Source organism: Achromobacter sp. NPDC058515 (assembly GCF_042721735.1).
GTDB lineage: Bacteria > Pseudomonadota > Gammaproteobacteria > Burkholderiales > Burkholderiaceae_B > Achromobacter.
The window spans coordinates 291,298-302,977 of the sequence record NZ_JBHXNI010000002.1; the positions used below are offsets into that span (position 1 = coordinate 291,298).

Genomic DNA, 11,680 nt, shown 5'->3' on the forward strand with positions numbered 1-11,680 from the left:
GCCACCGAGCACCGCACCCTTGCCCCTCTCTCAATCCGTTGAACCCGCCGCGCATCGCGTCGCACAACCGGAACGGCTGCGACAACTGGCGCAGGAAAACGAGCTGATGCACGCGCGCTTGGAGCAGGAGCGAGCCGCCCGCCTCCAGGCCGAAAAGGACCTGGCCGGCGTGAAGGCGCTGCTGCGCGAATCCAATCAGCTGCTTGCGCGCCAGGAGCGCACGCTGACCTGGCAGTTCGGCATGGAAGTCACGCGCGCCCGCAGCGTCACCGACTATGTGATGCTGCCGCTGCGCCTGTTCAGGCTGTCGGACGCGCACAAGCGCCAGCGCCGCCATATGCCCGTCGCCAAGCGCCAGGCCCCGGCCGCGCTGCCGGCGGAAACGGCCAGCGCCATCAAGGAGGCGCTGGACCATGCCCGCCGCGTGCGCGATCCCGAGATCATCCTGTGGATCTCCAAGCAGCCCTGGCCCACGCAGACCAAGGTGAAGGTGTTCTGCGAAGTGGCGAAGTGGGCGCGCACCAGCTATCCGCACATCTCCGAACAGATCGTCGAGCAGCTGCTGACCTTGGGGCCCGACGCGCCGCACGTGCGCCAGCTTGCGTTCAGCCTCTACGACGCGGGCCTGGTGACCGCGCCGGCCAAGCTGCTCGAATGCGCCCAAGGCGCGGGCGTCGAGCTCAGCGCATCGGAACAGCATCGCGCCCGCCGCGTGCGCAACGCCCACGAATTGATGGGCCGCGCCCGCAAGCGCGCGCCGCGTCCGCGCCAGACCCTGGACTTCGGCTCCGCGGGTCCGATCGTGATCGTCTCCCCCGTGTCCCTGCTGCATGGGCGCAACGCGGCCAGCAACGCGCTGCACCGCCACGCCGCGCTCCTGCATCAGCGCTACGGCTCGGTGTGCGTCATCAGCCTGGCCAACGACGACACCGCGCGCGCCGACGCGCACCTGCGCGCTGAACTGGCGCACACGGACATCGTCCTGGACGGCGTGATGTACCGCGCGGTCCGGACCGAACCCGGCCAGACGCAGGCCATCGAGGACGCGGCCTCGGCCCTGTCCGAGGCCGTGCTGGCGGCCACCGTCAGCCAGCCTCCGCGCGCCGTCCTGGCCTGGAACAGCGTGCGCTGCGCCATCGCGGCCAGCAACGCCGCGCAAACGCTGCGCGTGCCCTACGGCCTTGTCCTGCTGGGGCTGGACTACTTCCAGAAGGCCACCGGCAACCACTCCCTGTCCGAACGCGGGCGCCTGGAACTCAAGCTGGTCACCGAGGCCATCGTGGACGCCGATCTGGTCGCGCTGGGATCGCGGGCCATGCAGAACGCCGCCGAGCAACTGCTGGGCGGCACCCAGGAAGCCACCATTCTGCCGCCCCTGCCCCTGCCGCCCGGCCGCTCGCGCAAGGCCACCGCGCCCGAAATCGAGGGCGCGCTGCAGGCGCTGGAAGGCAAGCGGGTGCTGGCGTTGACGGATGACCATCCCGACCCCGCCATGGCCCGGGCGATCATCGACATCTACGCCGAAATCGCGCTGCGCCGCCACGATGTCATATTGCTGGTATTGAGCGACGAGAAATCCGCCGCCACCATGCACCGCCATGCGGTATCGATCGGGTTGCACGACGAGCAACTGCTGTTCGTGCCCGATATCGGCGACCTGGTCTCGCGCGAACAACTGCTGACGCGCGTGGAGCTGGCCCTGTTCCCCTATTTTCCGACGCGCGCCGAAATCGCGCCGCTGCCGCCCACCGTCGGCCTGCTGGAATGCATGGCCCTGGGCGTCTGCCCCGCCGTGGGCATTAATTCCGCCTATACCGATCTGGTGGATGCCGATAAAGGCGGCCTGCACCTGGATTATTCGCGCAGCGCCGCCGAGATCGCCCACCGCGTGCTCGAGACGCTGGAGGACCGCGAGGCGCTGCGGGCCATGGGCAAGCGCGCCCGCGAGCGCCTGTCGCACGAGTATCCCCCGCTGGAACAGGCCCTGGACGACTTCCTGATGCAGGCCGCAAAGCCGCAGCCGCTGGACCGCCCGGGCGTCCGGACGGAGCCCCGCCTGCTTCAGATGAAAATATCGTGATATGCGCGCGCGATAATCGGGAATCACGCTCGAATTAATATCCCGCGCTTATTTGATTATTTCGAAACCGCATTTGAAACACTTCTTTTTATATTGCGTCCTGTCATCCGCGCCCAATTACCTTCTGCCGGGCGGGACGCTGAAGTGAGTTACGCATACTCACGACCCGGCCGCGGGAACGCCTCCGGCTTCCTGTATCTTTTTGCCCTGATGTTATGAAGGAGTATCGACCAGTGATTATCTCAACGATCGGATCTTGCCGTGTGGCAGGCCCCCTTACCAAACTCCAGGCGCAGCGGAACTTCGTTCTGGATAATCGCCTTCTATACGGTTTCACGCACAACACCAAGGAAACCGTGCAGGCCATCCGCTACATGCGCGGCGAGGCCACGTTGCCGGAAAGCGCATGGCCTTTCATTTCGAGCGAGCCCCTGCGCGAATCGAACCCCGCGCACGCCCACATCGCAGGCACCCGCTACGTGGTGGAAATCAGCTCGACCAAGGTGCTGGAGCTGGACGGCAAGTTCCTGCAGCTGGTGCGCTTCAAGGAAGCCCTGAACTTCTGCCCCGAACTGCTGAAGATCTTCTTCGACCATTCTTCCCGCGAGGCCCTGGCCAAGCGCCGCGCCGCGCTGGAGCAGGCGCCCAGCTTCGCCCATGTGCCCGACCACGTACAGCACGCGCTGACCAACACGGTGCTGCATGTGCAGAACGCCCAGGAAATCCTTGACGATCTGAAGATCGTCCAGCAGCTGCTGGGCAACGGCTTCGTGCTGGTCACCCACTGCAACGCCATCAACGCCGATGGCCAGCCCATCGCCGATCGCGCGCAGATGGTCGAGACCATCAAGCTGGCCGCCAACACGCTGGGCATTCCCCTGGTGGAGCCCGGCTCCTTGCTGGCGCACTTCGGCCAAAGCCGCGGCATGCCGGACGAAGGCCGCGACACGGCCCACTACACCCCGGCTTTCGCAAAGCTGGTGGGCCGCGCGATCTGCGAGAAGCTGCTGGGCAACGGCAGCGCGGAGACCGCCGCGAACGCCGCCGACCCGCTGGACTGGAAGCAGTGCATCGAGCGTGCCAAGGCCTCCGCCAAGGAACTGGAATGGGACAACGCCCTGCTCCTGACCAACCGCGCCATCGAACTGAAGAACGGCAGTCCCACCGCCTACGTGCTGCGCGCCCGCGCCGTCACCGCGCTGGAGCAGACCGACGACATCCTGGACGCATGGTCCATCGCCCTGTCGATCGACAGCAACCGCAGCGCCTTCATCCTGCGCCAGGCCGCCGAGGGCGCGATGAAGGTCGGCGAGTACGACACCGCCCAGGCTTGGGCTTCCGAATCGCTGGATAAGGAAAGCGACGAAAAGACCGCGCTGCTGCTTGGCCGCGTCCATTCGAAGCTGGGCCAGAACCAGCAGGCGGAAGCGGCTTTCCGCAAGTACGCGGCGGGCGACGCCGAACGCGCATTGCGCTTTGCCACCCGCTCGTTCACTCCGCTGGCCGATGCCGCCAACATGGTGAACGCGCTGGCCGACACGCCCTCCGTGGACAAGGCCAGCCTGGAAGCCGCGCGCGCCGCGGTGCTCAAGCGGGCCACGCGCGAGGTCAAGCGCACCGGCCGCGTCGGCGCGCTGCTGCCCTCGCTCAGCGCTTTCTACGCGCTGCAATCCTTGCCGCAAACGGCAGAGGACGGCGAGGAGGACCACATCAACCAGGCCTACCGCCGCCTGCTGAAGGCCTACGAGACCTTCCCGGAATACCAGAACAGCACGGAAACCGTGTCGTTGCTGGGACGCCTGGCCTCGCTCAAGCCCGTTGATGCCCGCTATGTGCAGCGCGCTGCCAAGCAATTGCAGGCGCAAGGGCACGCCCGCGCCGCGATCGAATGCTGGCAGCGCCTGGCCAACTCGCCGCTGCCCGCCGAGAGCGACACCGCCACCCTCGCCGCCGCCCGGCTGACGCAGCTTGGCGCGCACCAGGCGGCCGCCAAGGTGTACGCCCGCTTGTCGCAGAGCGGCGCGATGGATCTCACCAGCGCCCATGAGCACATCGACAAGTGCCTGCGCGCGCTGGCCCGCAGCTTCCGCAAGTGCCTGACCGAGGAACGCCTGCGCGACGCCGAAGAGGCGATCAACGGCATCCAGTCCATCGATCCGTCGTACCAGGGCCTGATTTCGCTGCAGCGCTCCCTGGCCGATGCGCACAAGCGCGAGTTCCTGGCCCGCCGCACCAGCTCGGCCAATCCGGACGACGTCATCGCCAGCGCGCAGCGCGTCATCCAGGCCAGCCCGATGGACCGCGAAGCCAACATCGAACTGGCGATGCAGAACCTCAAGAACGGCAACGTCGCCGAAAGCCGGCGCATCCTGGACCGCTTCCTGCAGGGCAGCCCCGCGTAAAGCCGGGCCCACGGCCTGACCGCCTGGCAACAGGCGGAAAAAAACCCCGGGACCGCAAGGTTCCGGGGTTTTTGCATGGCGCCGCCGAAGGCGGCCGGGCCGCGCTTATTGCAGCAGGCTGCGCAGCATCCAGGCATTCTTTTCATGCACGTCCAGGCGCTGCGTCAGCAGGTCGGCCGTGGGCTGGTCGTTGGCGGCATCCGCCTTTTCGAAAGCGGCGCGCGCGGTCTTGGCGACCGATTCGTTGCCGCTGACCAGCAGGCGCACCATCTCAAGGGCTTCCGGCACCGAGTCGGGTTCGGCGATGGAAGACAGCTTGGCGTATTCGCGGTAGGTGCCCGGCGCGTAGTGGCCCAGGGCGCGGATGCGTTCGGCCACGCTGTCCAGCGCGTTCCACTCTTCCGTGTACTGCGTCATGAACATCTGGTGCAGCGTGTTGAACATGGGTCCCGTGACGTTCCAATGGAAGTTGTGCGTCATCAGGTACAGCGTGTAGGAATCGGCCAGCAGCTTGGACAGTTCGCCGGCGACCGCGGCGCGGTCCTTGTCCGAAATACCGATGTTGATGCGCGGAACGCTCGAGATCTTCTTGGTGGACTTGGCCATTGCTAGCTCCTATGGATAAAAGTACGAAACAAGGATACCACTGCAAACACGAGGAAACCGCCATGAAGGCGCCGCGAATCTCAAGATGCCCCGCGACCTTTTGACGCGGCGCAAATCCTGGTTCTGCCGGCGCTCCCGGGCGTGGCGCGAATCAATCCTGCACCGCCGCGACCTCGCCCGCCAGCATCTTCACGCCAGGCAACTCGCATTCATACACGGCTTGGGCCAGGGCTTCGATGGCGGCAAGGCGCGGGAAGCTGCGGCGCCAGGCCAGCACCACGCGGCGCTCGGGCACATGGCCGTCGAAAGGCACATAGCGCAGCAGGCTATTGGAGGGCGGGTGCTCGGGCACGGCCGTGACCGGCAGCACGGTCACGCCGATGCCGGCGGCCACCATATGGCGGATCGTTTCCAGCGACGAGCCTTCGAAGGTGCGCTGGATGCCGTCGCTGGCGGCCGAAAAGCGCGACAGTTCCGGGCAGACTTCCAGGACCTGGTCGCGAAAGCAATGGCCGCTGCCAAGCAGCAGCATGGTCTGCTGCTTGAGGTCCTGCGCGTCGATCGCCTTGCGCTGCGCAAACTCGTGGTCATTGGGCACCGCGACGACGAAGGGCTCGTCGTAGAGCGGCTGCATGACCAGGCCCGCCTCGGGCAGCGGCAAGGCCATGATGGCGCAGTCGATCTCGCCCTGGCGCAGCAGCTCCACCAGGCGGACCGTGAAGTTCTCCTGCAGCAGCAGCGGCATCTGCGGCGTGCGCCCGATCTGCACCGGCACCAGCTTGGGCAGCAGGTACGGGCCGATGGTGTGGATGACGCCCACGCGCAAGGGCCCGGCCAGCGGATCGTGCCCCTGGCGCGCTATCTCCTTGATGCTGGCGCTCTCTTCCAGCACCTTCTGCGCCTGCGCCACGATGCGCTGGCCGATGGGCGTCACGCCCACCTCGGCGCCGCCGCGTTCGAACAGCGTCACGCCCAGCTCGTCTTCCAGCTTGCGTATGGCGACCGACAGCGTCGGCTGGCTGACGAAACAGGCCTCGGCCGCGCGGCCAAAATGCCGTTCGCGCGCGACGGCGACGATGTACTTCAGTTCGGTGAGAGTCATGGTGGACTACGCCCCCGGGGGTTATGCGCCGGCCCTGCGGCCGGCGCTTGCTGGATTAAGTTTCGTGGCGGACATGGTCAGGTGCGCAGGAAGTCCTCGCGGCCGCGCATCCAGCGCGCCAGGTGCGCCTCGACGGCGGCCGGGTGCTCGGCCCTCAGCCAGACGGCCGCGTCGCGCGCGTCTTCCGCGATGGCGGCATCGGTCTCCAGGTCCGCAAAGCGCAAGAGCGCCATGCCCGACTGGCGCGTGCCGAGGAACTCGCCCGGCCCGCGCTGCTCCAGGTCGCGCCTGGCGATCTCAAAGCCGTCCGACGTTTCAAACATGGCGCGCAGGCGTTCGCGCGCCACTTGGGACAGCGGCGTCTGGTAGAGCAGCACGCACACCGATTCCGCCGTGCCCCGCCCTACCCGCCCGCGCAGCTGATGCAGCTGCGCCAGGCCGAAGCGCTCCGCGTGCTCGATCACCATCAGCGAGGCATTCGGCACGTCCACGCCCACCTCGATGACCGTGGTGGCCACCAGCAGGTCCACCTCGCCTTCGCGGAAGGACTGCATCACGGCGGCCTTCTCGGCCTGCGGCAAGCGGCCATGCACCAGGCCGATGCGCAGGTCCGGCAGGTCAGCCCGCATGCCTTCATAGGTGTCCACGGCGGTCTGGAGTTCAAGGGCCTCGCTCTCTTCGACCAGCGGACAGACCCAATACACCTGCTGGCCGCCGCGCGCCGCCTGGGCGATATGGGCGATCACTTCTTCGCGCCGCGCATCCGAGACCAGCTTGGTCACCACGGGGGTGCGGCCCGGCGGCAGCTCGTCGATCACGGACACGTCCAGGTCCGCGAAGAAGGTCATGGCCAGCGTGCGCGGGATGGGCGTGGCGCTCATGTTGAGCTGATGCGGCACGATGCGCCCGCGCACGGTTTCGCCCTTGCGCGTCAGCGCCAGGCGCTGGCCGACGCCGAAGCGATGCTGTTCGTCCACGATGGACAGGCCCAGCCGGTGGAATTCGACATGGTCCTGGATCAGCGCCTGCGTGCCCACCACCAGTTGCACGCTGCCGTCGGCGGCGGCGGCCGCTGCGGTGCGGCGGGCCTTGGCGCTCAGGCTGCCGCTCAGCCAGGCGACATTCACGCCCAGCGGCTGCAGCCACGACACCAGCTTGCGAAAGTGCTGTTCGGCCAGGATTTCCGTGGGCGCCATCAGCGCCACCTGCGCTCCGCCGGCAATGGCCTGCGCGGCCGCGATGGCGGCCACGACGGTCTTGCCGCTGCCCACGTCCCCCTGCAGCAGGCGGTGCATGGGATACGGCTTGGCCAGATCGGCGGATATCTCCTGGACCACGCGCTCTTGCGCGCCGGTCAGCTTGAACGGCAGCGTCTCATACAGCTTGGCGACGAGTCCGCCCGCCCGCGTCTGGACCGGCAGGGATTCCGCTTCCTTGACACGGCGCGCCGCGCGCGCCGCCGCCAGGGACAGCTGCTGGGCGAGCAGCTCGTCGAACTTGATCCGCCGCCAGGCGGGATGCACGCGGTCCAGCAGGGCCTGTTCGGATTCGCCCTGCGCCGGCGTGTGCAAGGCGCGGATGGCGGGCTCGAAGGGCGGCAGGTCGTAGCGGGCGCGCGCCTCGTCCGGCAAGGTGTCGGACAAGTCGGCGCGGTCCAGCGCCTGCGCGATGGCGCGGCGCAGGGTCAGCTGCGGCAGCCCTTCGGTGGTGGGATAGACGGGCGTGAGCGCCGTGGGCAGCGGCGCGTCCGCGCTGGTCATGCGGGGATGCACCATCTGACGGCCGAACAGGCCGCCGCGCACCTCGCCGCGGGCGCGCAGGCGCTTGCCCACGGCGATCTGCTTTTGCTGGCTGGGATAGAAATTCAGCCAGCGCAGCTGCAGTTCGCCGCTTTCGTCGGCCAGGGTGGCGGTGAGTTGGCGCCGGGGCCGGTACTGCACCTCGGACTTGGTAATCTCGCCCTCGACCTGGCCGGCATAGCCCGGCCGCAGGGCGCTGATCGGGATCACGCGGGTTTCGTCTTCGTAGCGCAGCGGCAGATGCAGCGCGAAGTCCTCGGGCAGCACCAAGCCCAGGTTACGGAGCTTGCGCTCTGTATCCGTCATCGGTTTGCCGGCGCCGTTCTTGTCGGCGCCGGGTCGCTTGGAGGCCACGGCCGCGGCCGGCATGAAGGAACGAACCCCTGGAATGAAACGTCCGGGCGCGTCCTTACAGGACCAGGATGGCTTCGACTTCGAACTGCGCGCCCTTGGGCAGGCTGGCCACGCCGATGGTCGAGCGCGCCGGGAACGGCTGGGGAATGATCTCGGCCATGATGGCGTTGGCGGCCGTGAACTTGCCCAGGTCGGTCAGGAACAGCGTGAGCTTGACGACGTTGTCCAGCGTGCCGCCCGCGGCGGTGATGACTTCCTGCATGTTGGCGAAAGCCTGACGCACCTGGGCGTCGAAGTTTTCGGAGACCAGGTCGCCGGTGCCCGGCTCCAGGCCGATCTGGCCCGAGAGGTAGACAGTCTTGGTGCCGCTAACGGCAACCGCTTGCGAGTAAGGGCCAACGGCGGCGGGCGCGGCGTCGGTATGGATGATTTGCTTGCTCATGGGCGGAATCCTTCAGGTGACGGATAGAAGCTACAACTATCGAAGTTTAAACAGCAATAGACATTTGCGAAAGTGGCGGTTGGCCGTAGAGATGGCCTAAGACGGGTTTCAGGCATCCGCCTGATGGCCCGCGCCGCCGATATCGCCCCGATGCGCGATCAAGAGTTCAACCAGCGCCTGCGCCGCCACGGACAGCCCGCGGCCCTTGCGCCGCACCAGATACAGCGGCCGGGTCAGCGCGCGGCCCGCCAGCGGCACGATGCGCAAGTCGTCGCTGCGGAAATGAAAAAGCGTCATGGCGGGCACGACGGACACGCCCAGCCCGGCCCGGACCAGCCCCGTGACCGTCGCCAGATGTTCGACTTCGAACACCGGCAGGGGCGCGTCGGCGCCCAGCGCCTCATCCAGATGTTTGCGCACGCTGCTGCCGCGCGCAAGCTGGATGAGGGGGTGCCGCAGCACGTCGCGCAGCCGCACCCGGCTCTGGCCTGCCAGCGGATGGTCGGCGCGGCACACCAGGAAATAGCGGTCGGCATGCAGGAAGTCGCTGTCCAGGTCGGTCATGTCCGGGCGGCGCGACGCCACGGCGAAGTCGACCACCCCGTTCTGCACCATGTCCAGGCAAGGATCCAGCAAGGCGTCCCGCAGGTCCACCACAATGCCCGGATGCTCGTCGTGAAAGCGGGCCAGCAGGCCGGGCAGCCAGCCGGCCGCCAGCGACGGCAGCGCGGCCAGCGCCACCCGGCCCCGGCGGCGTGCGGCATGGTCGCGCAGGTCGCCCATGACCAGGTCCATGTCGGCCAACAGGCGGCGCGCGGACGCGTCCAGCACCCGGCCCTCGGCCGTCAGCTCCACATGGCGCGTATTGCGGTCGAAGAGCCGCAGGCCCGCGCTGTCTTCCAGCGACCGGATCAGGGCGCTGAACGCGGGCTGCGTCAGGTGGCAGCGCTGCGCCGCGCGCGTGAAGTGCTTTTCATCGGCCAGGGCCACGAAAGCGCGCAATTGCCGGGCGGATAGATTCATGGCTTTCTTGAATTAATTGATCCGATCTTTCTATTTTACTGATGAGCGGCGCTTGCCTATAGTGGGCCCGTAACCCTGTGCACTGCCGACCGGACCCCTCATGTCTCAATCCCCCCTGCTCATAGGCTGCGCCTCCGGATTTTCCGGCGACCGCAGCGACGGCGCCGCGGCCGTGGTGCGCACCCTGGCTGCGCAAGGCGGCGGCACGCTGATCTTCGAGACGCTGGCCGAACGCACGCTGGCGCTGGCGCAACTGGCGCGCAACGAAAACCCCAACCGCGGCTACGAGCCGCTGCTCGATGAACTGGTCGCCCCCGTATTGGCGGACTGCCTGCGCCACGGCATCAGCATCGTCAGCAACTTCGGCGCCGCCAATCCGCCCGCCGCGGCGCGGCGCATCGCCGAACTGGCGCGCGAGCAAGGCCTGCCCGTCCCGCGCATCGCCGTGGTGCACGGCGACGCGCTGAACACGCCCGCCCACCGCGCCCTGCTGGCGGAGCGCCTGGGCGCCGCGCTGGACGGCCTGGACATCGTCAGCGCCACCGCCTACCTGGGCGCTACCGAGATCGCGCAGGCGCTGGCGGCGGGCGCCCAGATCGTGGTGGCGGGCCGCGTCGCCGACCCCTCGCTGACCTTGGGCCCGGCGCTGGCGCACTTTGGCTGGGACCCGGCCGATTGGCCGCGATTGGGCCGCGCCACCATGGCCGGCCACATGCTCGAATGCGGACTGCAGGTCACCGGCGGCTATTTCTGCGTGCCCGGCCTGAAGGAAGTGCCCGACGTGCACGCCGCGGGCTTTCCCATTGCGGAAATCCAGGCCGACGGCGAATTCGTCATCGGCAAGGCCGCGGCCACGGGCGGCGCCGTGGACGCCCGGACCGTGAAGGAACAATTGCTTTATGAAGTCCATGACCCGGCCCGCTACCTGACGCCGGACGTGGTGGCCGACCTGAGCCAGGCGCACGTCGTCGAGCTGGGCGGCGACCGCGTCGCGGTGCGCGGCATCACCGGCCATGCCCGCCCCGCCGAACTCAAGGTGAACGTGTGCTATCGCGGCGGCTGGCTGGCCGAAGCGGAGATCTCCTATGCCGGCGTGCAGGCCGAAGCGCGCGCGCGGCTGGCCGCCGATATCGTGCAACAGCGCCTGGGCTCAGCATTCAGGCTGCGCGCTGACCTGATCGGCGCCATCAGCATCCTGGGCGACGACGCGGGCGACATGCGCCGCGCCCTGTCCGACGGCCACGCCCGCGACGTGCGGCTACGGCTGGCCGGCGAGCATGCGGACCGCGCCCAGGCCGAGCGCGTGCTGCGCGAGGTGACGGCGCTGTACACCTGCGGCCCGGCCGGCGGCGGCGGCGTGCGCACCGCGCTGCGCCCGCGCCTGAACATGATGTCCTGCACCATTCCCCGCGAGGCCGTGCACAGCGGCTGGAACTTCCTGGAGGAGATCGCGCCATGAGCCCGAAACCCGCGACCCTGGCCGTCCCGCTGTACCGGCTGGCCCACAGCCGCTCCGGCGACAAGGGCGATATCTCGAACCTGAGCCTCATCGCCTGGGACCCCGAATGCCACGACGTGCTGGCCGCGCAGGTCACCGAGGCGCGGGTCGCGGCCTGGTTCGCCTACCGCCGCCCCAGGCGCGTCACGCGCTACGTGCTGCCGATGCTGCATGCCATGAACTTCGTGCTCGAGGGCGTGCTGGACGGCGGCGTCAACGACGCCCTCAACCTCGACACGCACGGCAAGAGCCTGTCTTTCAGATTGCTGGACATGACGGTGGAGGTCAGCCCCGAGCTGGCGAGCCGGCTGCCAGACATACCCGGCGACCGCCCCGCGGCCGCCTGATTTCAGTTCCCATAAAAAAACACCAGG

At 68.1% G+C, this 11,680-nt stretch carries 9 protein-coding genes; 4 read left to right on the top strand and 5 right to left on the bottom strand.

The features are described 5' to 3' along the window. Positions 1-106 precede the first annotated feature (106 nt). Positions 107-2,080: a hypothetical protein gene (locus tag ACFWP0_RS04570; RefSeq protein WP_377840005.1), complete on the top strand. Its 1,974-nt coding sequence runs from the start codon at positions 107-109 to the stop codon at positions 2,078-2,080. 215 nt (positions 2,081-2,295) lie between these two features. Beyond that, positions 2,296-4,482 (top strand): capsular biosynthesis protein, encoded by a 2,187-nt coding sequence (locus ACFWP0_RS04575; RefSeq protein WP_377840006.1) that lies wholly within the window; start codon positions 2,296-2,298, stop codon positions 4,480-4,482. A gap of 105 nt (positions 4,483-4,587) precedes the next feature. On the opposite strand, the gene ACFWP0_RS04580 is transcribed toward ACFWP0_RS04575, so the two are convergent. The 5 genes from ACFWP0_RS04580 to ACFWP0_RS04600 all read right to left on the bottom strand — a co-directional run bounded on the left by ACFWP0_RS04580 (position 4,588) and on the right by ACFWP0_RS04600 (position 9,808). Then, complete coding sequence (locus tag ACFWP0_RS04580; protein ID WP_377840008.1) at positions 4,588-5,088, bottom strand: Dps family protein; 501 nt, start codon at positions 5,086-5,088, stop codon at positions 4,588-4,590. A 151-nt stretch (positions 5,089-5,239) separates the two neighbouring features. Continuing rightward, the gene (locus tag ACFWP0_RS04585) at positions 5,240-6,190 is read right to left on the bottom strand and encodes a LysR substrate-binding domain-containing protein (RefSeq protein ID WP_377840010.1); all 951 of its coding nucleotides are present in this window, start codon (positions 6,188-6,190) and stop codon (positions 5,240-5,242) included. 77 nt (positions 6,191-6,267) lie between these two features. Continuing rightward, on the bottom strand, positions 6,268-8,358 hold the full coding sequence (recG, locus tag ACFWP0_RS04590; protein ID WP_377840011.1) for an ATP-dependent DNA helicase RecG: 2,091 nt from the start codon (positions 8,356-8,358) through the stop codon (positions 6,268-6,270). A gap of 40 nt (positions 8,359-8,398) precedes the next feature. Further along, a complete protein-coding gene (locus ACFWP0_RS04595; RefSeq protein ID WP_057283095.1) occupies positions 8,399-8,785 on the bottom strand; it encodes a Rid family detoxifying hydrolase in 387 nt (128 codons plus the stop codon). Between the two features lie 108 nt (positions 8,786-8,893). Continuing rightward, positions 8,894-9,808, bottom strand: coding sequence for a LysR family transcriptional regulator (locus tag ACFWP0_RS04600; protein ID WP_377840013.1), 915 nt, complete (start codon positions 9,806-9,808; stop codon positions 8,894-8,896). A gap of 100 nt (positions 9,809-9,908) precedes the next feature. On the opposite strand from ACFWP0_RS04600, the gene ACFWP0_RS04605 reads away from it, so the two are divergent. Both ACFWP0_RS04605 and ACFWP0_RS04610 read left to right on the top strand, forming a co-directional pair. Then, a complete protein-coding gene (locus ACFWP0_RS04605) occupies positions 9,909-11,267 on the top strand; it encodes an acyclic terpene utilization AtuA family protein (RefSeq protein WP_377840015.1) in 1,359 nt (452 codons plus the stop codon). Further along, positions 11,264-11,653 carry a hypothetical protein gene (locus ACFWP0_RS04610; RefSeq protein WP_377840016.1) on the top strand — a complete coding sequence of 130 codons (390 nt, stop codon included), beginning with the start codon at positions 11,264-11,266 and terminating at the stop codon, positions 11,651-11,653. Before ACFWP0_RS04605 ends, ACFWP0_RS04610 begins: the two co-directional genes overlap by 4 nt. The last annotated feature ends 27 nt before the right edge of the window (positions 11,654-11,680 follow it).